Below are 26,937 nucleotides of genomic sequence, written 5' to 3' on the forward strand. Positions count from 1 at the left end.
CGCGTCGGGAAAGACCGGCGCTCGCCGCTCGCCGCACTGCACCCGAAGCCGACGGCAGCCCCGGCACCGGCGTGGGCAGGCGAAAAGGGCTGCCGGTGAACCGAAGCCGGTACAGGGCGGAATCCGGGATCCAGCAGGATGCAGATGACGCCGAACGAGGAAGCAGTGGAGGCAGCCCGGTGGTACTGCGTCCCAGGGCGCGTCCGGGGACCGGGCCCCGCCTGTGTGCGCCATATCGGCGCGGGCTGACACGGATTCGACCCGTTCCAGCCTCGGCCATGGCCCCGAGACCTACGGAAAGCCCCTTTCGGGTCGATGTGGCCGGGGCGGTGGTCGTCGGGAGACCCGTCGCGGCCAGGTACCCGGAACTACAGCTTTTTGGCGTAGCCAGAGGGGATCTGAGGATGCATGCGCCCGGAGTGCGCCACCCTGCCCTCCTGTGTGCGCCGATGCCGGGTGCGGGCGCGGCGACCAGACTGGCCACCGTTTCGCGGCCGGGTACCGCCTGTCGGGTCCGGCCGCGGCCGTCGGGGGCCCGCGCCGCCCGGCGACGGATGTACCGCAGGCCACGGTTGCGGTCCGCGGGACAAGTCGAGGAGGGGAAGAGGTGCACAGACACTTACCGGGTCGGCCGCGCCGGACCGTACCGTTCTTGCGTGCCGCCGTGGCATCCGGTCTGGCGTGTGCGGCGGCACTGGCCCCCGCACTGCCCGCGGCCGCCGCACCGGACGCACCCGCGCCCCTCAAAACCGCGGCCGTGTCCGCACCCGCGCCGCGTACGGCGACCGTGCTCTTCGAGGAGGGGTTCGAGAACGACCCGGGCGCTCCCCGCCCGCTGACCGCATACACCGGGGCTCCGCCGCTCGCCGAGACGTACACCGCCGACCCGGCCTGGCTGACCGCCTGTAACGGCTGGCTGGTCTCGGCGGCCGACCCCGCCACCGCCCCGGCGGGCAGTGGCTGCGGGTCGTCCTGGCCCTCGCAGCAGGCCATGGCGTCGGCATTGGCCGAATGGGCCGGCGGCGATCCGGCCGGCAACCACGCCGTCACCGCGTACACCGCGGGGAATCCGGGAGCCGGTAAGACACAGCTGGAGACGGTGCAGCCCGTGCCGGTGGCGGCGACCGGCCGCTTCCTGACCTTCTCGGTGGACGCGGCGGCCGTCAACTGCTTCGCCGCGCACCCGCTGCTGGAGTTCTCGCTCCTCGACGGGCAGCGGGTCGTCCCGGCGTTCACCGATCCCGTCGACACGTGCGACGACGCCGGTACCGTCACCGGGAACGGCACGCACGTCGGTACCTACGCGGGTGACGACGCCGTGCTCTTCTCCGGTTCCTCGGCCGGCGTACGCATGGTCAACGCGCAGGCCAGCGGGACCGGCAACGACGGCGCGATCGACAATCTCCGGATCCTGGACGCCACTCCGCAGCTCAGCACGGCCTTCGATCCCGACCCGGTGGGCGTCGGTGACCCGACCACGCTGACCTTCACCGTCACCAACACCACCGAAAAGGCGGCGAAGCGCGGCTGGTCCTTCACCGAGCAGCTGCCGTCCGGACTCCTCGCCGTCCCCGGCTCCGCCACCACCGACTGCCCCTCCGGCACGGTCGCCGTCAACCCCGACGGGCAGGGTCTCACCTCCGGCGGCGACCTCGTCGCCGGGCAGGAGTCCTGCACGATCACGATCCGGGTGACCTCGGCCCGCAGCGGCACCTACACCTTGTGCGCCGCGGCGACAACCGCCCGGCACGGCATCGACCCGCCCGGCTGCGCCTCGGTGACGTTCGTGGCGCTGCTCATGGACGCGCACGCACAGGCCGTCACGGCTGCCCCGGCCGCGCCACTGGCCCCTGCGGACGTCACCTGCACCGAGAATCCGGCCGTCGACGACGCCCAGCTCGGCAGCACCCATGTCGGCTCCTCCACCGGCTCGTTCAACTCCGCCACGACCCACGCGGCGGGCACCGCGGGCACCGGCGGCGCTCGTACGGCCACCTCCACCGCCACCGTGAACGGGCTGCACCTCCTGGGCGGCCTGGTCAGCGCGGGCACGGCGACCGCCACGGCGACCGCGACCGCACCCACGGCACTGGGCACCATCACCGTCACCGGCGCGACCACCCTGACCGGGGCCCGCGTGGGCAACACCACGCTCGCCGCTCACCCCGCACCGAACACCGTCATCACCCTCCCCCAACTCGGCACGGTCACCCTCAACGAGCAGCAGATCTACGGCGCCGGGCGCGGCCTCGTCGTCAACGCCCTGCACATCCGGCTGTCCGACGGCACCGACATCGTCGTCGGCGGCACCCGCGCCTCCCTCGCCCGGACCCCGGGCCCCTGCCCCTCCCCCTGAGACCGGATTCACCGGACCCGGTGAAACCGGACGCCGGCCCGCGCGGCCCCCTCCCGCACACCGACGGCGAGGGGGCCGCGGAGTGGGCCGAGGCGCGGTTCGGCACCTCGAGGGCCGTGGCGGTCCGGGTGCCGCTCCACCGCACCGCCGACATCGACGCCCTGCCCGCCGCGCACCCCGGTATCGGCTGGGAGGAACTGCACCGGGCCGGGAAGGGCCGGCGCTCACTGCTCACCGCACTGCACCCGAAGACGAAGACGGCACCGGCGCAGGAGGGGGCGGCCACCCGGGGCTCCCGGGCGGCCGCCCCTCCCGGTGCGCCGGGCGGGAGCAGGCGGGGTGGAGGAGGTCAGGACGGGGTGGCCGACGTGGTACTGCTCGATGCCGACGCCGTACGCGCCGCCCACTCTTCCCGGACCAGCCGACCCACCACCCCAACCACCACAACACTCCTTTACCGGCCCATGCTCTGGCCGGCGCCGTACCGGCAGGAATGCCTCATGGACACTTCCTTACCGCCGCGGCCGACCCTCGACCGCTGATCTCCACCCCTTCCGCGTCCGGCCCCGGGGGGACCACTGCCCCGGGGCCGGACGCGGCACTCACCCCCGGTGAAGAACCGCCCGCCGCCGCCGACCGCCGCCGGGCGCGGTCACCGCTCCGGGTCCGTCCGGCCGGTGGCGGGGTACGAGGGCCAGTCCCAGGAGGGGAATCGTCGCGAGGAGGAGCCAGGGAGCGGGCCCGTCGTGGTCGAGCAGCGCCCCGACGGGGGCGCCCGCGGCAAGGACGACGAGACCGGAGAGCGAGGAGAGCGCCCCGGTGGCCAGGCCGATGCGCGTCTCGCCGGTGAGGTCGGGGAGGAGCGCCCGGGTGGCGGGCAGGACCAGCATCTGGCCGAGGGTGAGCAGCACGGTGAAGGCGATGGCCCCCGCCGGGCCGTCGAGCCTCCGCAGGGCTCCGGTGGTGGCGAAGGCGGCGGCGATCAGCAGCAGTCCGGCACGGATCATGGCCGGGCGGCCGAGCCGGGTCGCGGTGAGCCGTTCGACCGTGGTGGAGCCGAACACCACGAGCACGGAGGAGAGAGCGAAGAGCCAGCCGAGTGCGGCCTGGGAGCCGGTCGCGCGGTCGAGTTCGGCGGGGAGCGCCAGGTAGAGCTGGTTGTAGGCGAGGAGGTAGGTCGAGTAGGCGAGGGCGAGGAGAAGGAAGGAGCGGTTGCCCAGGACCGTCCGCCAGGGATCACGCCGCCCCGCGTCCGCCGCACGTGCGGTACGACGCGGCAAGAACCTGGCGTGGGCGGCCAGGATGACGAGGAAGACGCCCGCGCCGGCCAGGCAGGCGGTACGGAAGTGGCCGGAGCCGCCGCCGTACAGCAGGAGCGTGCCGAGGACGGGGCCGAGGAGGGCGCCGGCCTGGCCGCCGGCGGAGAAGCGGGCGAGGGTGCGGGTGCGGCGGGGGCCTCCGTCGCGTTCGGCCCGGAGCGCTTCGCGCGCGATCTCGGACTCGACGGCGGGCGAGAAGAGCGCGGCGGCGAAGCCGACCGTGACCACCGCTCCGATCACGGTCCAGGCGGTGGCGGCGAAGGCGAGCCAGACGAATCCGGCGACGCGCAGGGCGCAGCCGACGAGGACGGCCGGGCGCGGGCCGTACCGGTCGGTGAGGGCGCCGCCGACGACGAACAGGCCCTGTTGGCTGAAGGTCCGCAGGCCGAGGACGAACCCCACGAGGGCGCCGCCGAGTCCGAGGGTGCCGCCCAGGTGGTCGGCCAGATAGGGGAGGACGGCGAAGAAGCCCACGTTGAAGGCGAACTGGCTGGCGACGAGGAGCCGGGCGAGCGGGGTCATGCGTGGGTGCCTTCGGGGTGCTGTGGGAGGGGGCGGTCGGACTGCTGTCCGCGGTGTTGTCGGGGAGGCGGCGCTAGGGGTGGTCCCCATGGTTGAGAATTAACCCACCCGAGTAAAGTTCGGTAAGCCTATCCTTATAGGCTGCTGTCACCCGGGGCCCCTCCCCCTCCCCGGGCGCTTCGCCCCGCTCATCCGACAGGACCTCTCCATGCGCACCACCACCCGCGGTCTCCTCGTGGGCCTGGCCCTCGCTCCCCTGCTGACCGGCTGTTTCGCGCCGAGCCAGAATTCCGGCGGGGCCGACGGCGGCGGGCAGGAGGCCGCGGCGAGCCGGCTGCGGGTCGCCCTCGCCGTGCCGCCGGTCAAGGCCCTCTCCCCGTACAGCAACGACGCCACCGTGCTGAACAAGCTCTCGGTCGCCGAGGGCCTCACCGCCCTGGACGCCAAGGGCGCCGCCGCCCCCGCGCTCGCCACGTCCTGGAAGCGGGACTCCGCCACCGTCTGGACCTTCGAGCTGCGCCGGGCGACCTTCCACGACGGCACGCCGGTCACCGCGCAGGCCGTGGTCGAAGCCCTCGCCCACGCCGGTCACGCCTCCCCCAGGCCCCGCGTGCTCAGTGATGTGGACCTGACCGCCCGCGCCGTCGACGCCGACACCGTGACGCTGACCACGAAGAGCGCCGATCCCGTCCTGCCGCTCCGCCTCGCCAGCCCGGCCCTCGCGATCCTGTCGGCGAAGGCGTACGCGACGGACGGCACCGTGACCCCGGTCGGCACCGGCACCGGCCCGTTCCGCATCACCGGGCTCACCGGCAAGACCAAGGCCGCTCTCGACCGGTACGACGGTTACTGGGGCGGCAGGGCGAAGTCCGCCGGCATCGACGTGACCTGGATCGCCGACGGCACCGCCCGCGCCAACGCCCTGCGGTCCGGCGACGTGGACATCGCGGAGTGGATCCCCACCGCCCAGGCGAAGCTCCTGGACGAGGCGACCCGGCACGAGGTGCCCTCCGTACGCACCGACAGCCTGGTCCTGAACACCGGCGGCGGTCTCTTCGCCGATTCCTCGCTGCGCGCGGCTGCCCGGGAGGCCGTGGACGGCTCCGCCCTCGTCGGCTCCGTCTTCGGCGGCTACGCCGATCCGGCCCGGGGCCTGTTCGGGCCCGCCGTCCCCTGGGCCGCCGACCGGCGCGTCGCGGTGACCGGACGCGCTCGGGCCGCGACGCCGGACCAGGTGCGGGCCGAGGCCGCGGGCCGGACGCTGCGCCTGGCCACGTACACCAACCGCGCCGAGCTGCCCGAGGCGGCGAGCGTGCTCCAGCAGCAGCTGGAGAAGGCCGGGTTCACGGTGAAGCAGGACGTCCGCGAGTACACGCAGATGGAGGCCGACCTGCTCGCCGGGAAGTACGACGCCCTCGTCTTCTCCCGGGTCACCCTGCTCGACACCGGTGACGCCGTCGCCTACCTCGCCAGCGACTTCACCGGCACCGGCGTCTACAACATCGCCGGCCTGAAGGACGCGGCGGTCGACCGGGCCGTCCGCGCTGCCGCCGAGGAGAGCGACACGGCGAAGCGCCGACGGAAGATCATGGAGGCCGAGGCGGCGATCCTGCGGACGGACGCGGTCGTGCCGCTCGTCCACGAGAAGGTCGTCCAGGGCATCGCCGCCGGCGTCGAGGGCGTGACCCTCGACCCCCGCGAGCGCGCCCTGATCACCCTCGACACCCGCCGCAAGTAACGGGAATGGGAAGCGTGTACGGTGCCTCGTCCGCTCGTCGGCCACGCCTGGGCGCGGGCGCCGGGCGGGTGGCGGCCGGGGTGGCGGTCCTGGCCGTCGTGGCCCTGCTGCCCTGGCTGTCGCGGACCGATCCGGCCCTCACCGTGCTGCGGGCCCGCTCCGCCGACCAGGACCCCACACCGGCCGAACTCGCCGCCGTACGTGACGAGCTCGGACTGGACGAGGGGCCCTTCGCCCACTTCGCCGCGTGGCTCGGCGGCTTGCCGGGCGGCGACGCCGGCACCTCCTGGGTGTCCGGGGAACCGGTGCTGCCGCAGGTGACCGCCGCGTTCGGGGTCTCGCTGACCCTCATGCTGGGCGCGCTCCTCGTCACCGTCCTGGTCTCCGCCGGAATCTGTGCCCGCACCCTGCGTCTCGGAGCCCGGCGAAAGCTCCGCGCGGAACGGTCGGGCACGACCGCGGCCGTGCTGGCCGCGCTGCCCAAGTTCCTCCTCGCCTCCCTGCTCGCCCTGGCCGGCGGGGTGTGGCTCGGCTGGTTCCCGTCGGGCGGGTGGGAGGGCCCGGCGTCGATGGTGCTGCCCGCGCTCGCCCTGGGCATCCCGTCCGGCGCGATGATCGGCGGGCTGCTCGACCAGGCGCTGCCGGCCGCCTTCCGCGAACCCTGGGCCAGGACCTGGCACGCCGTCGGCTTCCCGCCCGGGCACGTCGCCCGGCACGCGCTGCGCCGGGCCCTGCCCGGCGTCCTGCCCCAACTGCTGCCGACCGTCGTCGCCCTGGTGGGCGGTGCGGTCGCGGTGGAGCAGATCTTCAACGTCCCCGGGCTCGGCCGGCTCGCCCTCGACGCCGCCCTCGCGCAAGACCTGCCGCCGCTCCAGACGGCGACCCTCACGCTCGTGCTGCTCGGTACCGCCGCCGGTCTCCTCATTCAGGCACTGCGCCGGGCCCTCCTCGGGCGCCCGCTGCACGACGGAGCCCTGCCCGCCCTGCCCCCGCCGCCCGAGGCGGCCACCGGACGCGTCCGGGGCCTCATCGCCGCGGGATGCGCCCTGGTACTCGCCGCGCTCGTGGTAGCGGGTCTGCTGCGCGACCCTTCGCACGTCGACACGGCGGCACGGCTGCTCCCGCCCGGCCCCGCCCATCCGCTGGGTACCGACTCCCTGGGCCGCGACCTGCTCGCCCGGCTCGGCCACGGCGCGCTGCGGACCGCGGGGGTGGCCCTCGCCGTGACCCTGGCCAGTGCCCTGACCGGCCTGCTCCTGGGCTTTCTCCCACGCCTGAGCGCGGGGCTGACCGAGGTGGTCGCGACGGTCCCCGCCGTCCTCGCGGGACTCCTCGTGACGGCGGCCGCCGGCCCCTCGGTCTGGGGAGCCGCCTGCGCCGTCTGCGCCGTCGGATGGACCCCGTACGCGGCCCAGAGCGCCGCCCTGTACGAGCAGGAACGGGCGAGCGGCCACATCGCCGCCACCCTCTCCCTCGGCGCGGGCAGGCTCCACCTCCTCCGCCGCCACCTGCTGCCCGCGCTCACCCGTCCCCTGCTGCGCAACGCGCTGCTGCGGCTGCCCACCACCGTCCTCGTCCTGGCCTCACTCGGCTTCCTCGGCCTCGGCGAGCAGCCCCCCACCCCCGAATGGGGCCGTCTGCTCTCCGAGAACCAGCCCTACGCCGAACTCGCCCCCTGGACCGTGCTCGCCCCGGCCGCGGCCCTCGTCCTCCTGTCCGTCCTCGCCGTCACGGCCTCGGCCGCCGGCCCGGAAGCCCGCCGCCGGCAGACGTCCCCCATATCGGGCGATCCGGTCGGGTCCGGCCGAGCCCCTCAGAGCCCGTACACGCCTGCCCCGTTCCTCCGGCACGCCCTGGGCCGACGACGCCACCGAGGCGCGGGGCAATGACGGTGGCCACCCCATCGTCTTGGGACCGGGCGATCCGCCGGGCGTCGCCCGCGACCCGGAAGCCGCCGACGCCTTCGCCCGAGCCGGGGCGCATTCCTGCCCGGCGGTGCCTCTGATCACCCGCCACGAGGTGCTCGGCGTCTTCGGTCCGATGCGCACCCCGCACTCCTTCCCCGAGGGGCGGCTGCCCGGCAGGCCCGGGTGGCCGCCTCTCCTGGCGTGCCGGGCGGATCAGGCGGGAGTGCGGGAGTGGAGGAAGTCAGGACGGGTCGGCCGACACGGTGATGCTCGATCTCCACACCGCGCCCACCGCCCCGCCCCCAGACCGGCCGGCCGGCCGTCCCGGCAGCCCCGACGCCGTTTTACCGGACTACGGCGAAATGACGGCAGAATGCGCTCATGGATGCTGGACTGGCCGCAGTACTCGGTACCGTCGTCGGCTCCCTCGCCACTCTCGGCGCGGCAGTCGTCAGTGGGCGTGTGGCGGCACGCTCGCAGTTCGACCAGTGGCGCAGGCAGCACCGCAGGGACGCCTATGCGAACTACCTCGGTGCACTGCACGATCGCGACATAGCCATGGACGCCGTCCTTGACGCGCTCAAAGCACACGACCCCGACCTGCAGGACGTCGACGAAAAGGTTCAGCGGTTCATCACCCTGGCGCGCGAGGTGCACCGCGCGGCCGAAGTGGTCATCATCGAAGGACCCGCGTCGGTGGTGGAGGCAGCCGACCACGTGGCCCAGGCATCCCGCGGTCTTTCCGGCGTCATGCGGCGGATGGTGCAGGACGCTCACGTGGGAGACGCCTCTCACCTGGCAGCGAACACTGCCCTCGCCACCGAGAAAGAACACATCCTCCACCAGGCCGTGAAGAGCTTCCGCTCGACAGCCGGAGACATCCTCAACAGCCCGAAGTGACCTCATCGGGCTGACGGCACCCCGGCGCCGGCCGCCGGAGCAGGCGACCGTGAGGCAGACGAGGCGGCCCACGGGGACTTCGCGGGCCGGGACGCGGAGCTGGACGGCGGTCCGGTTGATCAGGACGAGGGCACGGGCGTCTTCAGAACGCGGGCGCAGACGTCGCCGTCCAGGCAGGTGCGGAAGCGCATCGCGGGGTGGTCGGCCGGGTTGCGCAGGGCGTAGCGGAGATCGAGGTAGGGCCCGTCGGTGACGAGGTCGTGGGCGCCGTCGTGGCGGACGCCGATCGAGGAGAAGACGGCGGCGACCAGGCCGCGGCCGGGAAGGTGCGTGGTCTTCGTGTCCACCACGATTCCGGCCCGGCCAGGGGTGCGGGAGGAGTTGCCCGTTACGTCTGGGGAGGGGCAACGGGCAACAGGCAACGAGACGGGGCATGTCGGCGGGCGGGCGCTGTCACACGGGTCTGACACGCCGGGCCCGGGGTGAGGGTGGAGGGGTGTCCGCACAGGCCGGCTTTTGTGACAGGTCGTGTGACAGAACCGGGTCACCGGACGGCGAGGACCAGGGCGACGTCCCGACCGGGACCGCGGGCTAATTCGGCGGCGCGGCCTGGCCCCGTCTGCGCCCGGTTCTGAGATCGTCTCGGACAAGGGCCCCGCCTCTCCTGCCACTGACCAGTCGCGGCAGAGGCCGGGCACTGTCGCGTGACACCGGGAGCATGAGGTTCTCCCGCCGGAGGCCGGGTGCCTGCTGGAACCTGTGCGGTCAGCACAGTTCGAAGCGCTTGGACCAGGCGGCCACATCAGTGGTCACCGCGTTGCCACCGCAGACCACCAGGCCGAGTCCGGCGCCCTCACCGACACGCTCCAGCACCCGGCGTGCTGCGGGCAGCAGACACCCGGCGGCGGGCTCGGCCCACACCTTCGCGTGATCAGCCAGGTCAAGGGTGCCCTGTACCGCCTCGGCATCGGTCACCGTGAGGACCTCGGTGACCAGCGCCGAGACATGCTCGTAGGTGAGCTGCGAAACGCTGGGAGCGCTCAACGTCGAGACGATCGAGGACAGCTCGACCGGCACCGGACCGCCGGAGGCCAGAGCCGCCGACATCGCTCGCGCACCCTCGGTTTCCACACCCCAGATCCGTACACCGGGACGGCGCGCGTGCAGCGCGGTGGCGACTCCGGCGATCAGCCCCCCGCCGCCGACACTGACAAGTACGTCGGTGAGTTCCCCGGCATCCTCCGCGAATTCCAGCCCCACCGTGCCCTGAGCAGCAATGACGAGGGGATCGTCGAAGGGGTGGATCAGGGTGAGCCCCTCGGCCCGGAACTCGTCCACGAGGCCGAACGCACCTTCCATGGTGTCGGCGAGGACGACGTCCGCTCCGGAGGACTCGGCGATGCCCACGGCACGATCGGGGGCGGACCGTGGCATGACGACGGTCGCTTTGATGCCCAGGGCGCCGGCCATGACCGCGACCCCGATGCCATGGTTGCCGCCACTTACCGCGACGACCCCGGCGGCCCGCTCAACCTCGCTGAGCTTGAGCAGCTTCGCCGTTGCGCCGCGTACCTTGAAGGAGCCGGTGTGCTGCAGCAGTTCCAGTTTCACGGTGACGTCCACGCCCAGGAGCGCGGCGAGCCCGGGGCTCGGCACTGTCGGGGTCCGTATGACATGTTCACTGATCTGCTCGGCCGCGGCTTCCACGTCCGCAACAGTGATCAACACATTCGCCTCCGTCACATGGTCCGGACCGCGGTGGCCGGGATTCGTATCATCCACCGCACAGGAGCGGCGTTCGCGTGGAGGCCGCGCCCGCACACCCTGATCATCCACTCGGCGGTCCGACCACCCTACGTCGCCCTCGGCCCCGACGAGGCCGCCGTCCGCCTGCGGGTGAGCAGGGCGGAGTTCGACCGGACGGTCAGGTTCAGGTGGTTCCGGCCGGTGGGCAGGAGCGTCACTCGTACCGCGTCGCGCCGTCGGGCCCTCTTCGGAACGGAGGTTCGAGTCGCGTGACGGGCGCTCAGCGCCTCGTCTCGTACCTGGTCAGGATCGCGCCGCAGGGAAGCGTCCGCGTCTCCACCAGGTTGAGGTTCACCCAGCTGTCCAATGCGGTGAAGAACGGCGTGCCGCCGCCCACCAGGACCGGCGCGGTGGCCAACACGTACTCGTCGATCAACCCGGCCCGCATGGCCGCCCCGGCGAGCGTCGCGCCGCCGATGTCCATCGGGCCGCCGTCCTCGGCCTTGAGCCGGCTGATCTCGGCGACCGCGTCGCCCGTGACCAGACGGGTGTTCCACTCGACCTCGTCGATCGTGGAGGAGAACACCACCTTCGGCATGTCCCGCCAGCGGCGCGCGAACTCGATCTCCGCCGGGGTGGCGTCGGGCTGCTGGTCGCCGGTCGGCCAGTAGGAGCTCATCGTCTGCCACAGCTTGCGCCCGTACAGGGTCAGATCGGTCGCCCGCAACTGGTCGGACCAGAACTGGAACAGCTCGTCGCTCGGCGCGCTCCAGCCGATGTCGTCGCCGGGCGCGGCGATGTAGCCGTCCAGGGACAGGTTCATGCCGTAGATCAGTTTCCGCATGGCTCCAGCCTTCCGTGAGTCGGTCCCGGTCTCACACGTACGGACCGGCGCGGTGCGGGAAACTCATCGGTGGGCGACCTGAGTGCGCGGGTGGACCTCGTGCTCGGTGGCTCAGCCACCGACTCATCGTTCCGCGGGAGCGGTAAGGGGTTCGGCTGCCGAACGGGCCCGTCGGACCCTCCCGATCCGTCAACCTCCGGGATGGCGGAGCGCCGGCCGGCCGGTGGTCACTGGCCGGGGTCATCATTCTGCGCCAAGGCGTCCATGAACTGCTCCTTCCGGGGCGGGTCGACGCCCGGGAAGGAGCGGAAACCGCGGTCGATCCACGACTGCCGTACGGCCTCACGCCCGGTCGGCACCGCAGCAAGCGCACGCGATGCGCCGCGCAGGTCCCGCCACCGGGTGTCCGGCGGGGTGGGGTCGCGGTCGAGCACGGGGCTGCCGGCGACGACCGCCGGTGTGGTGATGAACCCGGTGCGCTCGGCCCGGTACGCGTACGAGCCGTGCGTCCAGTCCATACGGTTCCGCGGCCGGGGACGCGGGACCGTCCGGGGTACTGCGGCGTCCGCCAGGGCGGTGCCCTCCCGCAGCCGTCCGCCGACCTTCTCCGACAGTGCGGGGACGACACGCAGCCGGTTCGTGCCGACGCGCCGCCCCTGGGCCTGGAGGCGATCCGAGCCCACTGCCGGCCACGCCCTGTCGGCTGCAAGGTCCCGCGCCAACCGGTCCCGACCGACCGCATCCAGCGCTCCCCCCGTGGCAAGGCCGACCACCGCTGGGCCCGCACGACGGCGGTGGACGCGGACGCGGGGCGGAGGGATCCGTCCAGGAGCGGGTTCCTTATGGTCCTGAGTCCGTCCTGGCCTCCAGGGCGGGGGACGCGGACACCCATACGTCCGTCTGTGAGTTGACATGAGAAGATTCGCGGCCCGATGGCTGCGCGCGTGGGCTCCCGCTCTGGCCGCCGTCCTGCTCGTCGGGGGCGAGCGGGGGGATCCCGAGCTCCTCGACTCCGAGGGCTCGGACTGCCGTGGCGATTACCTGACCGGCACGCTGAGCAACGTCATCGCCGTCAAGGGAAAGATCACCTGGCGGTCGGAGGACGACTTCGGGACTCCGGTCGGCACCGGCCTCTCCATGAACAGCGGCACCATCCTCTGTGCCGAGGTGGAGGGCTGGGAAAGCAACCTGTGCGGCACGCACATCTCCACCTTCCACTCCGACACGACGAAGGCGAAGAAGGAGCCGCACTGGGAGGTCCCGATCTCGACGGAGACGGCCGCGGCCTCGTACCAGAAGCGGCTCGACATCGTCGAGCGGGTCGTGAAGCGGTTCCCGTCCGTGGTCCTGGGCGGTGACTTCGACACCAGCCACCAGACAACGCTCAAGCCGCTCTACGGCCTGATGGCGGAGTGCGACCAGCGAGCGCACTTTCCCGGCGACGCCGTCAACGAGCACACGAAGTCCACCCGGACCGACGAGGCCACGTCGGCCAACGGAGAGTACACGTCGTACACCATGACCTCGTCCAAGATCGACTACCTCTTCTGGACCGGCGGCTTCACCGGCTGCGACTCGCGGACGGAGTTCGGCGACCGCACGGACTACCTGGTCACGACCCAGCTGGAGTGCCACCTGGGCAAGAGGAACTGCAGGCTCGACGCCGACGCGGGCGACAACTCCTGGCGCTTCGGCCTGCCGAGGGCCGACGCCGACGGCCGGAACATCGACCAGGCCGTCGCGCCCGGCGCGGTCAAGGGCCAGTGGACCAGGCTCACCGGCGTCTACGACGCCTCCACCGGCAGGGTGAGCCTCTTCGTCGACGGCACGAAGAAGGCCGAGACCACGCACACCGCCAGGTGGTCCGCGACCGGCCCCTTCGTCGTCGGCCGCGACCTCGTCAGCGGCGTGCGCAACGCCGGCATCAAGGGCCACGTCCAGCGGACCGAGGCCTTCTCCTACGCCCTGCGCGACGACCAGGTCGCCTCGTACGCCGGGACCATGACGGCCCCGACCGGCAAGAACGTCGCGATGCCCGTCGTCGAAGGCATGAACTCCCAGGGCTGCCACCAGCACGGCGACCTGTACGGGAACGCCTTCGGCATCGCCGCCGCACTCACGCCGACGCTCACCGCGACGGCCCGGCACCCCGACCCGTCCAAGGACGTGTGGGCCGAGTTCCCCCTGTGGGACAACACCACCTCGACCCAGATTCCGGCCGGGGCACGCCCCGATCCGTACGCCTACACGGCGGGCCGCCCACCACGCTCCCGGTCAGCGCCCGGTAGGCCCGCACCGGAAAGCCCGCAGGGACGTGCACCGGCTCGTCCGTCCCCAGCACACCGCCGGGCGCCGGCCAGACCACGGCCGTCGCACGTGCACGGTGCTTCGGCCCGCGAGCGCGCCGAAACCCTCGTGCCCACGCTGCGCGTCACGTTCGGCACGTAGGTCGTCCAGTCCAGGAGGCGCCAGAAGAGCGTCGATGCCGACTTCCCCCACCTCGTCGTCTCGGAGCCGTCAGAGCGTGAGGTGTTCGTCGCCGTCACTCTCAGGGGTGAGAGCGTCCGGAACCTCCGGACACGGGAAGAGGAGTTTTTCGAGCGCGTCCGTGGCGAAGAGGAAAGCCACCGTCACAGCAGGCAGGAGCAGGCTGAGCAGAATCACAGATCCTCCCGGCAGGTCGGCCTGTGGGCTTCACGGCCCGGGTCCCAGGATGAACCCGAATGACCGAACGCGCACGGCGAGCCCGGGGAGCCGGGTCGAGGAAACGGCGCGTCCGGTGAGCCGTCCTTGCCGCCGTCAGCCGGCGTCAGGCGGCCGTCCGGCGCCGGTGCCGCTCGGGGCCGACGGCGAGCGGCGGGGCGTCCTGGGGTCGCAGCAGGGTGGGGCGGTGTTCGCCGTTCCCCCGAGGCGCCCCTTCAGCGGGTGCGTGTCCGCGGGGCGGCGCTGGCGCGGATGGCGGAGATGACTGTGCGCGCCCAGTCGGTGGGGGCGGGATGGTCCAGCAGGGCCGCCAGACGGGTGAGGTGTGTGGCACGTTCGACCTCCGGCATGGTCAGTGCGGCCCGCAGGGTGTCCACCAGGTCGTGCGGGTGCAGGGGGTCGGTCAGCAGGGCCGCGGTACCCAGGCACCGGGCGATTCCCGCGTGGCGGGAGAGAACCAGGACACCGGGGCGGCGGGCGGCGTGGCGGGTGGCGACGTATTCCTGGGCGGCGAGGTTCATGCCGTCGGCGAGCGAGGCCACCCAGAACACGTCAGCTGCGAGGTAGTGGTCGACGACTTCGGGGAAGTCGAGACTGTGGGGGATGTACTCGACGGGCTTCCAGCCTTTCGCACCCCATCGGCGGTTGACGCGGGTGATGGCGTTCTCCAGTGCGGTGCGGGTCGCGTCGTAGGCGTGGATGCCGGGTTCGGGCGGAGGGCAGATCAGACGGAAGCGGACCTGTCGCCGGAGGGTGGGCTCTTCGGCGAGGAGCGTGTCCAGCGCGCGGATCTTGTGGACAGGGGCCTTGGCGTAGTCGAGGCGTTCCACGGAGAGCACCAGTTGGGGCCCGTCGTCCTGGCGGCGTGGCAGGGCCGCGGCCCTGGTGCGGGCGAGACGGGCGACGGCCCGGCGGTCGATGCCCAGGGGGTGCACGCCGATGTGCGGGGCGGGCACCGCGGTGCCGGCGAGGAGCAGGCGGAAATTGTCGGCGCAGTCCGGAGTGTGGAAGCCGGCCCAGTCCAGGCGGGCGAGGGAGTCGCGCAGTTGGTCGGCTGCCGGGATGCGCTGGAAGACGTCGGGGTGGGGAAAGGGTGTGTGGTGGAAGAGCCCGACGGTCAGGTCGGGGCGGTCAGCCTTGAGGAAGGCGGGTACGAGCCAGAGGTTGTAATCATGGAGCCAAACCGTGGCGCCCTGTCCCGCGAGGGAGGCGATGTGGCGGGCGAAATCGGTGTTGACGGCCTCGTAGGCGGCCCAGTGCGCGGGCCGGTGCCGGATGAGGCCGGGTTGGGACATCAGGGCCGGCCAGAGGGTCTCCTTGCACGTGTGGTGAAAGTAACCGGCCCACCGGTCGGACGGCAGCGGCAGGAGGGAGAGGGCCGGGCCGGCGGCCGACCGGGGCGGGGACGGCGGCGGTGCGTCGCCGACATGGGCGGCGGCCCACACGACGCTCGGGTGCTTGTCGGTCAGGGCTGCTCGCAGGGTCGGCAGGATGCCGTTGGGACTGGACGGTGCCTGCCAGACGCCGTCGACCCAGCGTAGTGGTGGGCGGTGATAGCCGATCACCACCGACCGTTTCGTAGACCAGCCGAGGCGCTCCAGTCCGTCGAGCACGGCGGCCGCGCCGTCCAGGGCCGAGTGGTGGACGCGGGCATCGGCTGGAGCCTGCTGGATCAGGGCGGGTTCCGCGTTGGCGACCACGACCGCGTGCGTGCCCAGGCGGAACAGCGAAAGGTCGTTGAGGGAGTCTCCGGCCACCAGTACCGCCTGGCGGGGCCAGTGGAGCGTACGGGCGAGCAGGCGCAGCGCATTTCCCTTGTCCGCCCGGGGCGGCAGGACGTCGAAGTACTGATCGGAGGCGTAGGACCAGGAGCATCCCAGCGTTCCCACCGCCCTGATCAACTCATCGGACAGGTTTTCGGGGGCCAGACAGAACGAGCAGCGGCCCTCCTGGGCCACCCGCTCCTGGTGGCGCAGGTACGGGAACCGTTCCAGCGCCGCTCTGACCCGCGCGTCACCGGGCCATCCGGCGCGCAGCCGTGCTTCCAGGGCATGGACGTGCGCCATGCGCTCGGCATCGATGACGCTGGAGCCGACGTCAGCGATGATCCAGCGCGGACGCGGCAGCAGCGGGTCCTCGCGCAGAAGGGACCGCACGGAGGTCAGGCTGCGGCCGGTCGCGAAGACGAGGGTGACGTCCGGTTCCCGGTTCAGGACGTCAAGGAGCTGCTGCCGGTCGTGCGGGCTTCCGCCCAGCAGGGTGCCGTCCAGATCCGTGACCAGCACCTTGGAGACGGCCGCTCCCTCCCCGCGGGCACTCACCACGCGGGGTCATGGGTCACTGGGTCCCCCACGACCGCCCCGCCGTGGGCACCGGTCTCCGGAGGTTCGGGCGGGAGGTTCTGTACGGACCGGATCGCCTTGCCGAGCCGGACCGCAGGGGCGTCGTCGCTCTCCAGCAACCAGGTCACCAACTTCCCGGACACCTGGTGCGCGGAGGCCAGCAGTTCGTCGATGACAGGACTGGTCTGGGACACGGCATCTCTCCAGGTCGCGGCGGCGGGACCAAGCCCGGTTTTCAGGATGGGCCCGGACGGCGGAACCCGCACGCCGAGCACCGGGGCGGCCGGAACGGCGGGTGGGCGCAGACGTCCGACACCCCACACCTGCCTGTCAATACCGGCGATCAGGACATGGTCTGTCCGGCCGCGCGGACCGCTCCCGACGCGTGGCCGACCTGCCGGGTTCCCCGAAACGCGGGGACCGCTCCTGGCCGTCCCAGCTGCGGAGGGCGCTGTTCCTGCGGACCAAGCCGTGCCGTTGTCGAAGCCCTGCTGTGCCGGCCGGGTGACCGCCGCTGTCCCTACGGGGCCGCCCCCGGTGATCAGGGCGGTGTCCGCTCGCGCACGTTCCGCTCACCGTCGTCGAGGGATGTCGCCTTTGCGTCCTGCTTCGAGGTCACTGTACGTGTCAGTATGATGACCATGGCGAGTGCAGGGCGTATGTCCACGGGTCCACGAGGGCTGGTCCCCGGCCACGACCGGAGGCGGACGGTCACGGGCGGGCAGGCCGCGTTGACGGTGGGAGTGGAGGAGGAGTTCCTCCTGGTCGACCCCGTGTCACGTGCGGTGAGCGCGCAGGCGGGCGCGGTGGTGGCCGAGGCGGCGGGTGAGCTCGGTGACCGCGTGGGGCTGGAGCTGACGCGTTACCAGGTCGAGGTGCGCACCGATCCGCATTCCAGCCTTGCCGACTTCGCGGAGCAGGTCCGTTCCACCCGGGCGGCGGTCGTTCGGGCTGCCGCCCGCCAGGGGCTGCGGATGGTTTCCAGCGGCAGCCCGGTCCTCGGCGAGGTTTCCCCGCCGCCGCTGACCGCCGGCCCCCGTTACACGGCGAGCGCCGCCGCGTTCGGTGCCCTGGACGACGAGCAGTGCGCCTGCGCCTGCCACGTCCATGTGGGGGTTCCCGATCTCGCCACGGCATTGCGGGTCAGCAACCGCCTGCGCTCCTGGATCCCGGCACTGATCGCCCTCACCGGAAACTCACCGTTCTGGGCAGGTCGGGACACCGGATACGCCAGCTGGCGCACGACGACCTGGGGACGCTGGCCCGTTGCCGGGCCTCCCCCGTACTTCGAGTCCCCTTCCCATTTCGAGGATCTCGTCGCCGGCTTCATCGCCACCGGCAGCATCATGGACCGCGGCGGCCTGTACTGGGACATCCGGCCCTCCCACCACGTACCCACCCTCGAATTCCGCGTCGCCGACGCGACCGCCACCCCGGGCGAGACCGTACTCCTCGCCGGCCTCGTCAGGGCGATGACGGCCACCGCCCTGCGGGACGCTGCCGCCGACGACCCGGTGATGCGGCCCGCGCCAGAGACACTGCGCGCGGCTTGCTGGCGGGCCGCCCGTGACGGCCTGGCCGGGCAGGGCATCGACCTGTCCACCGGTCGGCTGGTCCCTGCCGTCGACCAGATCGGCCGGCTCCTGTCATGGCTGCAACCCGCTTTGAAGGAGCACGGCGACGCGGAACTGATCAACACCCTCTGGTCACGCCTGCGCGCCGCCGGCAGCGGCGCCGACCGGCAACGCGCCGCTCACCAACGCCGAGGCCGTCTCACCGACGTCGTCGACCACCTCATCTCCTCGAGCACCGCATCGGATTGAGTTCTCCCGCGTGCGTGCCCGACCAGCCGGGATTCTCGTGGCCGACCGTGGTGACCTGAAGCGAAGCCCTCGGACAGCGCGGTCAGGCCCGCCCCCGCCCGAGGCGCATCGCCTCCGTACAGGGGGCGCACGGTGAGCGTCTTCCACTGAGCTGTCGCTAACTTGAAGTAGCAGCTCAAAGGGCCGGTGTGACCGGCTCCCGGTTTGCTCACGCTGGTCGCGGGCGGGTGTCTGAGGCGTGGATCGTCAGCCGGCGGCCTCGGGGACGAGGGTCGGGGTGGCGTCATGTCGGCCCCTCACAGAGGAGCGGATTCACGCCTGGGATCATGAGCGGATGTCCGAGGAACCGAACCCGATGTCCAGCCTGTGGCCGCTCGTGTCTTCCGAGGCCACCGGTTGGCTGGTGGAGCTGTGCGGTGATGGCATCACGGGGTTCATGCCTCCGGCGATGCCTGACGCCGTGTGGGTGCTCAACGCCATGTACGAGCACAGCCTGGGGCCGGCCGATGTGTCGTACGACGAGTACCACCGGGCGCGGCTGGCGGACGGGAGTGTCCAGCCGCACGTCGTCGGAAGCATGGACCTCGACGCCGTGGGCATCGCCACCGGGGGAGGGCTGGGCCGCGCCCAGCACCCGGGCCCCGGTTGGCGGCGGCTGCGCTGGGCGGAGCTGGCCGGGCGGAGCGGCGACCCTGTCGTGCCTGACGGGCTGATGCCCTCCTACCGTTGCTTTCCCTCGGCCAAGAAGGAGGGCAGTTGGCCGCTGGGCATGGTCCCGCCGACCGAGGGGAGCCTGGACCGTGAGACCTGGAACCGGCTGATCGCCATCCTCACCCAGTTCAGCCCTGCGGGCCCGGACACCCGCTGCCTGGCCTACTACAACCCGATGACGCTCGGGGCCATCGACTTCGACAACCTCCACGTACGCGCGGGACGGATCGGTGACGCCGAGATCCTGTACGACCAGTCCGAGGCCGACTTCAGCCCGTCCAACCTCTGGGCCGAGGACCGCTCGTGGCTCCTGTGCACCGACTACGACCTGTGGGCCACCAAAGTCGCCGGGCCTCCAGCCCTCATCAACGCATTGCTGAACGACAGTGAAATCGAGGCGGTTCGTCTGCCGTGGGCGCAGTGACGACGAGCTGCTTGAAACCGTCTCCAGCACGGAGTGCGGGCTCGTTCCAGTTCCTGACCGCGGAGGCCCGATGGCCCCTACGATTCTGCTCATGCTGGATCCCGAACTGCTGGAACGGATCACCACGCGCCGTACGAAGCTGGACGAACTCGAAGAACGGCTGGCCAAGCAGCTGGCAGAAGTGCGGGCCGAGCATGACGAGCTCGCCGTCGCCGAACGCGTCCTTGAGCGGGTGACCGGGCAGCTCGCCGAGGAGCGTTTCTCAGCCCGGCCGGTGCCGGGGCAGGTGGGCGGACGGGCGGTGATGCTGATCCCGCACCGCGAGCCTGGCGTGGAGGAAGATGTCCTGCCGTGGGACCACCAGCGCATCATCGCGGCCGTGCGGCAGGCCGCCGAACCGGTCATGGCTCGTAAAGTCGGCGAGGTGGTGGGCGTGGACGTCAGCGTGAAGGTCAAGCTGGAACCCCTGCGCGGCAAGCTGATCAACCTCGTCGATCGCGGCCGGCTGCGCAAACTGCCCGACGGCCGGTTCACCACCCGCCTGTGACCAGGAGCACCGCCACTCGGAGCGGCTTGCACGGGCGTAACCAGGGTGACTCCGGCGGCCGTTGGAATTGTGTGACGAATACCAAAGAGGACGCCGAGGACACCTGTCCGCTTGTCCACCAGTGCCGTCTGCCGCTGTCCACGAGCACCGTCAGCCACCTCGCCGATCTGCTACGGCGCCACCTGAAGGCGATTCGCTCCAGGTGGCGCATCCTGCCGCCTGGGAGGATTGCGGTGATCGTCCTGGCCGTGCTGCGTCACGACCAGCGCCCGGCCGACATGACCGGCGGAAACGATGTGTCCGAGTCCACCGTCCGCCGCTGGCGCGACGAGTTGATCGGGCTGCTCGCCGCCCAGGCGCCGCGCTTGGACCGCGCCCTGAAGAAGGTCGCCAAGAATGGCGGGGAGGCGGTCCTGATCGACGGCACCCTCATCCGCACCCAGCGCCGCACCGGCAAGGCCGACCGGCGGAACCACTCCGGCAAGCACCGCAGCCACGGCCTGCACTTCCTCGCCCTGACCGACGAGAACGGGCGTCTGATCCGGATATCCGCCGCCCGACCCGGCCGCACCCACGACAACACCGCCGCCCGCCGCGACCACATCCTGGCCCACCTGCGCACCACCGGCCTCGGAGCGCTGGCCGACCTCGGCTTTCGCGGCCTGGACAACGACATCCTCGACCCCGTGATCGTCACCGGCTACATCGCTACCCGTACCCACAAGCTCACTCGAGGCGAAAAGGAGGCCAACCGCGTCCTCGCAATCGGCCGTGGGGGCGGACCGCCTTCTGTTACCGGACAGTTTCCCCGGACCCTCGGGTTTCGGCGTCGCGGCCCGTACGGGGCTCCTCGAACTCGCCGTCGCCGACGGCCAGGACGAGTTCGACGACTGCGTCGAGGCGCCGGCGCCGGGGCGGGTGCCTGTGGGCGGTTCTCCTCAGCGGTTCGGCTGCGTGACGCGGGTGATCAGGAGGGCGGCGTTGCCCGCGCGGGGGTCGCGTTGTGCGCGGGCGTGGCGGACGGCGTCGGCCCGTCGGCGGGCCCGGGCGGTCGGGGTCAGCCGAGTGCGCCGAGAAGGTCCTCGCACGCCTGCCGGCAGGAGCGGCAGACGTCCGCGCAGACGCGACAGTGCTCGTGCGTGCCGGCGTGGCGGGAGCACTCCTCCGCGCAGGCTTCGCAGGCCGCGGCGCAGGCGGTGAGGATCGCGGCCGTGACGGCGGCGTCGTAACCGGTGCGGCGGGAGAGGACCGCGGCGGTGGCGTGGCACACGTCCGCGCAGTCCATGTCGGTGCGGATGCACTTGGCCAGGTCGCCGGCCATGTCCTCGGAGAGGCAGGCGTCCGCGCACGCGGTACACGCCTGCGCGCAGGCCATGCACTCCTCGATACAGCGGGCCAGCCCGGCCCGGTCGATGCCGCCGAGGTCGGCGGGGTGGGTGGCGAGCATGTCCTCGACGGTGCTGGACATCTCGGCGGCCTCCTTCGCGCCGCGCGGGCCGGCGCAGCCGGGACGGCCACGTCCGGGGCAGCCCGGCATGTGCGGCTCACCACCAGCGTGGCACGCGAAGACGCCCGAAGCATCCCAGGAGAGCGGGGCACCGCGCGCGACGGTCCCGTTGCGCGGGGCCGGACGGGCGGCCGTCTCCGTCACCGCGACGCCGCGGTGGACGGCCCGTGGCCGGCGGTGCGGCGCCCGTCGTGGCACGGGGAAGGCCCGGCTCCACCGCTCCGGGTGGTGAAGCCGGGCCCGCCGAGAAGGTTCAGCGGTCGCGGTACGGCGTCACTTGCCGAGCCACGCGTTGTGGATCGTCAGCGTCGACACGTTGCCCTGCTTGTCGGTGACCCTGGCGGAGAAGGAGATGCCGCTGTCCTTCGCCGGGCTGCGCACGGCGATCAGGCCGCTCTGCGCCCGAACCGGCTTCCAGGTCTTCCCCTCGTCGTAACTCACCGAAAGCGAGAGCGACTTGAGATTTTCACCGGCCGCCGATCCCTGCACCGTCACCGGCACCAGGACCGGGATGTCCGCCGTGATCCGCGAGCCGAGGTCGACGGGGGCGGCGAACCGCACCGTCGACACCGGCAGCGCCGTGTCGGCCGCCACCCGCTTCGACCGGAACGTGAAGCCGGTCTCGACCCGGGTGGAGACCTGGGCGGTGCCCGCGGCGCGCTCCGCCGAGGACGTCAGCCGGTACTCGGCGTCGTCCGCGCCGACCGTGAACGGCTCCCAACCGGTCAGCGGATCGGCGTTCTCCCCGATCTTGACGCCGTCGCGGTACAACGTCGTCGTGACCGAGGCGTACGCGGAGAGCCCCGGGTGGTCCTGGCCGTCGGCGAGCAGCGGCAGGGAGCCGACGATCCGCTCGACGCCGGTCTCCGGGTCGGGAGCGGTGCGGAAGACACCGGCCTTCTCGCTCAGGAGGGGACCGAGGACACCGGTGTTGAAGGTCTCCCGGTACGTCCGGCCGGCCTCGTAGCGCTTCGGCCTGGCCATCTCGTGGCCGCCCTCCCGGACGAGGTGGTCCCCCTCGGCGGACTTGCCCAGCTGCTCGGTCTTGGTGAGCCAGGTGACGTCGTCCGCGGTGGAGACGTAGAAGGTGCGGACGCCCGGCGCGGGCTGCGGCGCGCCGTAGCCGTTGCCCTCGGGCGCGCCCGGCAGGTGCGCGAACGGCGAGGTGAGAGCGGACTTGCCGGGCGCGGAGGCGCCGACGGCGACCTTGAGCGTCGCCAGTTCGTTCGCCTTCACGTGCTTGGTGTAGCCGGTCGAGACGGTGCCGGTCCTCCCGCCGAAGGCCACCGAGTACTGGCTGGTGGCGTCCTTGACGAAGTGCGCGTCCCAGGTCTGCAGGAGCGAACCGTCGGTGACGGCCGGGCCCCGGTGCGCGGTGCGGAAGCCGGTGAAGCCCCGCAGGACCCAGCCGTTGCCGACGCCGCCCAGCTCGGTCGCGCGCTCGTAGTACGTGCCGCCGTAGTCCGCCCGGTCGATGCCCGGCACGGTCAGGTCGACGGGCTTCGTGGTACGCGCGTCCGCGACGAGCGTGGCGTCGCCGGTGACCTCCAGCTTCGGCTGCGCGATCCAGTCGGTGCCCTTGGAGTAGTCCGACGGGTCCGTGTAGACGGCCGTGTCGAAGGTGTACGACCCCTTGGGCACGCGGAGGGTGTGCGCGCCGGGCTCGTTGTCGACGCGGGTCTGGAAGCCCGCGGCGGGACCGGAGACGCCGGTCAGGGCGCTGCCGAAGAAGGCGGCGTCGGCGCCGTCGCGGCCGAGCACCCGGACCGTGAGGTCGTACGACTCCGCCTCGCGGACGGCCACCGCGGCCGTCCGGACCGTCTGGCCCGCCGCCGTGGCGGTGACGTAGCCCGAGTACGTGCCGTCCTCGTCACCCACCCGGGTGTCGGCGACGAGGTCGACGTCGGCCGTGCCGCCGGCGGGCACGGTCACCCGCGGGGCGCCGAGCGAGAAGAAGCCGGCCGGGGCGGGCCTGCCCGCCGGGTCCAGGGTGGTCACCGACAGGTCGAGGGTGACGTCGGTCTTCCCGAGGTTGCGGTAGGTGACCTTCTTGGTGACGGGCTTGTCGTCCTGGTGCGGCCAGAGCGCCGTGCCGTAGTTCAGCGAGACCGGTTCGGCGATCACGCTCTGGCCGAGCGCCTTGTCGACCTGGACGCGGCCCGAGCCCTGCTGGAAGGCGGTGTACGCGCCGCCCTTGGTGGAACCGGTCAGAGCGCCCTTCAGCTCGGCGGACTTCCAGTCGGGGTGCCGCTGCTTCAGGATCGCGGCGGCGCCCGCGACGTGCGGGGTCGCCATGGAGGTGCCGTCGATCTGGAGGTAGCCCGGGGCGGGGTGCGGCGTGCCGGGGCTCGTGTCGATGGCGCTGCCGGGGGCGGCGGCGGCCGTGACGGCGACGCCCGGCGCGGTCAGGTCCGGTTTGACGGCGCCGTCGCCGGCGCGCGGTCCGGTGCTGGAGAAAGGTGCCAGCCTGTCGTCCTTGTCCACGGCGCCGACGGTCAGGGCGGCGTCCGCGGTGCCGGGGGAGCCCACCGTCGAGGCACCGTACGTGCCGTTGTTGCCCGCCGCGACGGCGAACAGGATGCCCTTCTCGGCGGAGAGCCGGTCGACCGCCGCCTCCAGCGGGTCGATGCCGGGGCTGTCGGGGCTGCCCAGGCTGAGGTTGATCACGTCCGCGCCCTCGGCGGCGGCCCACTCCATGCCCGCGATGACGGCGGAGTCGTCGCCGAAGCCCTCGTCGTCGAGGACCTTCCCGCTGATCACCCTGGCGCCGGGCGCCACGCCCTTGTACAGGCCGCCGGACTTGGCGCCGGTGCCCACGGCGATCGACGCGACGTGCGTGCCGTGGCCGACCCGGTCCACCGCGTCGGGAGAGGAGGAGAAGTTCTTCTCGCCCACGACCTGGGTCCTCAGGTCGTCGTGGGTCTTGTCGACGCCCGTGTCGAGGACGGCGATCTTGACGCCGGTGCCGTCGTAGCCGGACGCCCACGCCTTGTCGGCGCCGATCTGCGGGACGCTGCGGTCGAGGTGCGCGGCGCGCACCCCGTCCAGCCAGACGGTGGCGATGCCGGCGGCGATGCCGGTGGTGGCGGCGCGGGCGCCGCTCTCGCGGCGGTCGGTCAGGGCGTCCCAGAGGCGGGTCAGGTCGTCCTGGGAGGCGCTGATGGCGTCGGCGCCGAGGGTCGGGAAGGTGCGCCGCACTTCGGTGTCGCCGGCGGCACGGACCTCGGCCCGGGCGGCGGCGCCCCCCGCGTACCGGACGATCAGCTTCATCCCGGAGCCGTGGCTCTCGCGCAGCCGGGGGTCGGTGAGGACACCGAGGTCGAAGAGCCGCTGGTCCAGCCGGCCCGAGGAGATCAGTTGCTGCGCGTCGCTGGGGACCACGAGGGTGCGGTTCCCGACGCGCTGCACCTGGACGGGTATGTGGTCACGGCCGGGGGCGGGTTCGAAGCCCACCATGCGGCCCTCGGCGTTCACCACCACGCGGTCGCCGGTGACGAGCGGGACGCGCTGGTCGCCCGAGAGGCGCGTGGTGTCCGACGAGGCCGCCGTGTGCGTGACGATCGCTGTCGCGGGGCCGGTCATGCCTGCGGTTAGGGCCACCGATGTGGCCGCTGCGACGGTGAAGGCGCGTGCTTTCCGCACATGTGCGCGCAAGTCTCCCCCAGGAGCTTGGGAATGGGGTGGAGTGGTCGGTTCCGGCCGCGGCGCGTCATGGCGCCCGCCGCCGGTCAGCGCAGTATGGGGAGGTCGGCGACGCGTGATCAACGCCGCTCGGGGCGCGACGGGCCGGAAGCGTTGGTTTCAGGACACCGTCGGCTCCCGCAGTGCGATGGGACGACGACGGGTGTGTGACCGGACGACGACACCGCTGCGATGCCTGGGCGACGGCGGTCCGGACGGGCCGCTCGAGGGCGCGCTCCGGGACGGGTTCCACGGCGTTTCCGCGCCCGGGAGCGGTCCGGCCGGCGTGCGGGCACCCAACTTGGCCGTATCCGGTCCAGGGGAACACGGCGTCACGTCCCTCCCGTCGGGGCGGGTGGTCGCGGCTCGGTAGGTTCTGGCCATGGTTGATGACTGGCGGACGGATCGGATCGGGAGTGCCCTGCGGGGCGAGAACCCCACGGTTCTACGGCACTTGGGCGCGGGGTTCGCAGCGATCGGCGACGTGCAGTTCCTTCCGGGGTACTCGGTGCTCCTGGCGGACGATCCGACGGTGGAAAGGCTGTCGGACCTGCCCGGAGAGAAGCGGTTGGCCTTCCTGTCCGACATGGACCGGCTCGGAGAGGCGGTCGAGCGGGCGTCCCGGCGCATGGATGCGGCCTTCCGGCGGGTCAACCTGGAGATCCTGGGCAACACCGACGGGTTCCTGCACGCCCACGTATGGCCCCGGTTCGCATGGGAGCCGGCCGAGTTGGCGCGCATGCCGGTGTGGCTCTACCCCCGCGACAGGTGGACCGACAGGAAGTACGCACTCGGACCGCGGCACGACCCGCTGCGCGAGGCGATCGGGGACGAGCTGGACCGTCTTCGCCCGGTGAACTGACGGCAAGCAGACCGTGAAGCGGCTGTCTTCAACCTGCCGGAAGGCGGACGTGGAGGCACTCGGCCTCGCGGTCGCGTTCGCGAAGCCCGGCCGGCGGCTCGGTGCCGCCCTCCGGCACGCCGTGAGGCGGACCGGGCGGCCCATCGGCACTTCCCCGGCGGGGGCGCGGCTGCACGGCGGTCCGGTCGATCGGGGTCAGGACGCCGGGATCCATCGGGACACGGTGGATGGCGAGGTGGGGGCCGGTGGGACGAGGCCGTCGGACGACGAGGCGGAGCGTACCGGTGTGCGGCGCGTACCGGTGTGCGGCGCGGAGTGGTGGCAACCGCGAGCGGGAGCGGGGGTGCCGGCGAGTCGGGCGAGTCGGGCGAGTCGGGCGAGTCGGGCGGAAAAACGGTGGGCATCGGTCTTCGGTACGTGCCGAACGGCCCGCACCATCACCCAGTGGTGCGGACCGTTCGGTGTCCAGGGACCTGCCGGAGGGGGGAGACCGGCAGGCCCTGCCTTGAGAGAGCGGTCCCACGCGCTCGCTCCCCGCCTGCCCCCGACTTCGCCGTCCACACTCCCGCCGTCTCGGAAAATCGGCCGGTCGGCCGGGCGGTGCGACAACCCGCGTTCCAGGCGTCGGCGGGACCACGCCCGCCGGCGGCCTTCGTCGCCCGGCGCGAGCCGGACGGGGTGCTCGGATCAGTTCCAGACGAAGAGTTCGCCACCGGCGGTGACTTCTCCGGACTCGGCCACTGCGCCGAGCCGTTCCGCCGAGGCTTCCGGGACCACGACGGAGGAGACGGGCGACTTCCCGGCGGCTTCGACGGCGGCCGGGTTCCCCTTGACGAGGGGCTGGCCGCGCCCGACCCGGTCACCCTTGTGCACCAGCGGCTCGAAGCCCCCGCCGTTCAAGCGGAACGGGGTGGCGGAGTGCGGCAGGAGCAACCGTCCGACCGCACAGGCAGCCGTTTTCACTCTGCCGCCCCGGCCCGGTGTCCCACCCGCCCGATCCCCACC

General features: G+C 72.4%; 19 protein-coding genes and 2 pseudogenes. 10 read left to right on the forward strand and 11 right to left on the reverse strand.

Annotation, left to right across the window (positions count from 1 at the left end; translation table 11 throughout):
• Window positions 1-757 precede the first annotated feature (757 nt).
• On the forward strand, window positions 758-2,356 hold the full coding sequence (locus tag ACZ6AQ_RS27715; RefSeq protein ID WP_468763373.1) for a choice-of-anchor P family protein: 1,599 nt from the start codon (window positions 758-760) through the stop codon (window positions 2,354-2,356).
• A 602-nt stretch (window positions 2,357-2,958) separates the two neighbouring features.
• Here ACZ6AQ_RS27715 and ACZ6AQ_RS27720 read toward each other — a convergent pair.
• Window positions 2,959-4,287: an MFS transporter gene (locus ACZ6AQ_RS27720; protein WP_468763375.1), complete on the reverse strand. Its 1,329-nt coding sequence runs from the start codon at window positions 4,285-4,287 to the stop codon at window positions 2,959-2,961.
• Between the two features lie 118 nt (window positions 4,288-4,405).
• On the opposite strand from ACZ6AQ_RS27720, the gene ACZ6AQ_RS27725 reads away from it, so the two are divergent.
• The 3 genes from ACZ6AQ_RS27725 (at window position 4,406) to ACZ6AQ_RS27735 (ending at window position 8,742) form a co-directional block, all read left to right on the forward strand.
• Window positions 4,406-5,935 carry an ABC transporter substrate-binding protein gene (locus ACZ6AQ_RS27725; RefSeq protein ID WP_468763377.1) on the forward strand — a complete coding sequence of 510 codons (1,530 nt, stop codon included), beginning with the start codon at window positions 4,406-4,408 and terminating at the stop codon, window positions 5,933-5,935.
• Window positions 5,936-5,940: 5 nt separating this feature from the next.
• The gene (locus ACZ6AQ_RS27730) at window positions 5,941-7,824 is read left to right on the forward strand and encodes an ABC transporter permease subunit (protein WP_468763379.1); all 1,884 of its coding nucleotides are present in this window, start codon (window positions 5,941-5,943) and stop codon (window positions 7,822-7,824) included.
• A 399-nt stretch (window positions 7,825-8,223) separates the two neighbouring features.
• A complete protein-coding gene (locus ACZ6AQ_RS27735) occupies window positions 8,224-8,742 on the forward strand; it encodes a proline dehydrogenase (protein WP_468763380.1) in 519 nt (172 codons plus the stop codon).
• A gap of 119 nt (window positions 8,743-8,861) precedes the next feature.
• Here ACZ6AQ_RS27735 and ACZ6AQ_RS27740 read toward each other — a convergent pair whose 3' ends face one another.
• The 4 genes from ACZ6AQ_RS27740 to ACZ6AQ_RS27755 form a co-directional block, all read right to left on the reverse strand.
• Complete coding sequence (locus ACZ6AQ_RS27740) at window positions 8,862-9,089, reverse strand: hypothetical protein (RefSeq protein WP_468763382.1); 228 nt, start codon at window positions 9,087-9,089, stop codon at window positions 8,862-8,864.
• A gap of 418 nt (window positions 9,090-9,507) precedes the next feature.
• On the reverse strand, window positions 9,508-10,467 hold the full coding sequence (locus ACZ6AQ_RS27745; RefSeq protein WP_468763454.1) for a threonine/serine dehydratase: 960 nt from the start codon (window positions 10,465-10,467) through the stop codon (window positions 9,508-9,510).
• 301 nt (window positions 10,468-10,768) lie between these two features.
• Window positions 10,769-11,332 carry a dihydrofolate reductase family protein gene (locus ACZ6AQ_RS27750; protein ID WP_468763384.1) on the reverse strand — a complete coding sequence of 188 codons (564 nt, stop codon included), beginning with the start codon at window positions 11,330-11,332 and terminating at the stop codon, window positions 10,769-10,771.
• 227 nt (window positions 11,333-11,559) lie between these two features.
• Window positions 11,560-11,850, reverse strand: a complete 291-nt coding sequence (locus ACZ6AQ_RS27755) for a hypothetical protein (RefSeq protein WP_468763386.1) — start codon at window positions 11,848-11,850, stop codon at window positions 11,560-11,562.
• Window positions 11,851-12,244: 394 nt separating this feature from the next.
• On the opposite strand from ACZ6AQ_RS27755, the gene ACZ6AQ_RS27760 reads away from it, so the two are divergent.
• Window positions 12,245-13,780: a LamG-like jellyroll fold domain-containing protein gene (locus tag ACZ6AQ_RS27760; protein WP_468763389.1), complete on the forward strand. Its 1,536-nt coding sequence runs from the start codon at window positions 12,245-12,247 to the stop codon at window positions 13,778-13,780.
• A 69-nt stretch (window positions 13,781-13,849) separates the two neighbouring features.
• Here ACZ6AQ_RS27760 and ACZ6AQ_RS27765 read toward each other — a convergent pair whose 3' ends face one another.
• The 3 genes from ACZ6AQ_RS27765 to ACZ6AQ_RS27775 all read right to left on the reverse strand — a co-directional run bounded on the left by ACZ6AQ_RS27765 (window position 13,850) and on the right by ACZ6AQ_RS27775 (window position 16,571).
• Window positions 13,850-13,996 (reverse strand): hypothetical protein, encoded by a 147-nt coding sequence (locus ACZ6AQ_RS27765; RefSeq protein ID WP_468763391.1) that lies wholly within the window; start codon window positions 13,994-13,996, stop codon window positions 13,850-13,852.
• A 254-nt stretch (window positions 13,997-14,250) separates the two neighbouring features.
• Complete coding sequence (locus ACZ6AQ_RS27770; protein ID WP_468763393.1) at window positions 14,251-16,359, reverse strand: HAD-IIB family hydrolase; 2,109 nt, start codon at window positions 16,357-16,359, stop codon at window positions 14,251-14,253.
• Window positions 16,353-16,571 (reverse strand): hypothetical protein, encoded by a 219-nt coding sequence (locus ACZ6AQ_RS27775; protein ID WP_468763394.1) that lies wholly within the window; start codon window positions 16,569-16,571, stop codon window positions 16,353-16,355. The genes ACZ6AQ_RS27770 and ACZ6AQ_RS27775 overlap by 7 nt, the downstream gene beginning before the upstream one ends.
• 549 nt (window positions 16,572-17,120) lie before the next feature.
• Between ACZ6AQ_RS27775 and ACZ6AQ_RS27780 the strand changes: the two genes are divergently transcribed.
• The 4 genes and pseudogenes from ACZ6AQ_RS27780 to ACZ6AQ_RS27795 all read left to right on the forward strand — a co-directional run.
• Window positions 17,121-18,200 carry a carboxylate-amine ligase gene (locus ACZ6AQ_RS27780; RefSeq protein ID WP_468763396.1) on the forward strand — a complete coding sequence of 360 codons (1,080 nt, stop codon included), beginning with the start codon at window positions 17,121-17,123 and terminating at the stop codon, window positions 18,198-18,200.
• Between the two features lie 448 nt (window positions 18,201-18,648).
• Window positions 18,649-19,335, forward strand: coding sequence for a hypothetical protein (locus ACZ6AQ_RS27785; RefSeq protein WP_468763398.1), 687 nt, complete (start codon window positions 18,649-18,651; stop codon window positions 19,333-19,335).
• Window positions 19,336-19,426: 91 nt separating this feature from the next.
• A complete protein-coding gene (locus tag ACZ6AQ_RS27790; protein WP_468763400.1) occupies window positions 19,427-19,882 on the forward strand; it encodes a hypothetical protein in 456 nt (151 codons plus the stop codon).
• 278 nt (window positions 19,883-20,160) lie between these two features.
• Window positions 20,161-20,586 (forward strand): annotated as a pseudogene (locus tag ACZ6AQ_RS27795) (transposase family protein); the annotation flags it as partial.
• Window positions 20,587-20,939: 353 nt separating this feature from the next.
• Here ACZ6AQ_RS27795 and ACZ6AQ_RS27800 read toward each other — a convergent pair.
• A complete protein-coding gene (locus ACZ6AQ_RS27800; RefSeq protein ID WP_468763456.1) occupies window positions 20,940-21,350 on the reverse strand; it encodes a four-helix bundle copper-binding protein in 411 nt (136 codons plus the stop codon).
• Window positions 21,351-21,662: 312 nt separating this feature from the next.
• The gene (locus tag ACZ6AQ_RS27805; RefSeq protein WP_468763402.1) at window positions 21,663-24,971 is read right to left on the reverse strand and encodes a S8 family peptidase; all 3,309 of its coding nucleotides are present in this window, start codon (window positions 24,969-24,971) and stop codon (window positions 21,663-21,665) included.
• 481 nt (window positions 24,972-25,452) lie between these two features.
• Between ACZ6AQ_RS27805 and ACZ6AQ_RS27810 the strand changes: the two genes are divergently transcribed.
• On the forward strand, window positions 25,453-25,932 hold the full coding sequence (locus ACZ6AQ_RS27810; protein WP_468763404.1) for a diadenosine tetraphosphate hydrolase: 480 nt from the start codon (window positions 25,453-25,455) through the stop codon (window positions 25,930-25,932).
• Window positions 25,933-26,619: 687 nt separating this feature from the next.
• Here ACZ6AQ_RS27810 and ACZ6AQ_RS27815 read toward each other — a convergent pair.
• Window positions 26,620-26,835: pseudogene (locus tag ACZ6AQ_RS27815) on the reverse strand (PTS glucose transporter subunit IIA); the annotation flags it as partial.
• Window positions 26,836-26,937: the final 102 nt, after the last annotated feature.

It is taken from the genome of Streptomyces sp. NPDC041191 (assembly GCF_055591945.1).